This window comes from Geodermatophilus sp. SYSU D00815 (assembly GCF_054050035.1).
The window spans coordinates 1-759 of the sequence record NZ_JBJGYO010000064.1; the positions used below are offsets into that span (position 1 = coordinate 1).

At 75.4% G+C, this 759-nt stretch carries 1 protein-coding gene; it reads right to left on the reverse strand.

Annotated features, from left to right (window positions below):
• Positions 1–7 precede the first annotated feature (7 nt).
• The coding region (locus ACI78S_RS25095; protein ID WP_456977709.1) for a hypothetical protein at positions 8–759 on the reverse strand (752 nt) is incomplete at its 5' end.

The window sequence follows — 759 nt, forward strand, 5'->3', positions numbered from 1 at the left end:
GGGTGGGTCAGCGGGGTGGGCCGGTGGGGATCAGCGACAGCGCGTAGGCCGAGGCCGCGATCGTGTTGCTCGCGGTGCCGCCCAGCGCCAGGTAGTCGTTCCAGGACCGGATCAGCCGCTTCACCCCGCCCTCGACGTGGTAGATCCCGCCCCCGGCATCGCGCAGGAACCGGTCCAGCGGCACCGCCGCCCGCGGCAGGTTCGCGCACGCCGCCGCCTCCAGCGGCGTGAACGCCAACCGGTACTCCGCCGCCACCGCCGCCGGCACCTCGTACAACTTCCCGCCCAACCCCAGGAAACGCACCCCGCCGCAGTCCACCGCCGTGCCGATCGGCGCCGAGCGGACGGCGTAGGCATCGAGGTCGGCATCGGCCACCCGCACCAGCCGCAACGCCCCCAGCTCCCCGGTCGTGGCGAACGACAGCACCGGCACCAGCTCGCTGCGCCCGTTGACGAAGTACACCGCCGCGCTGCGCGGCGCCACCACCAGCGACCCCGGCCCCAGCATCGCCGGCCCCACCGGCAGCAGATCCACCAACCGCTGATCCACCGTCACGATCGACGGCGCCCCCCCGGCCAGCGCCACCAGGTCCGCCCACGACGACACCGCCCGCCGCGCACCCCCGGCCAGCGCGTACACCCCCGCGCCCTGCGAGCCCTTCACGAACGTCCCGGCCGCCAACGACCCGTCCTCGGGCAACGCCGCCAGCACCGCCGCCGGCACCTCCGGCACCGACCCCGGCAGCATCGAGGCATCGG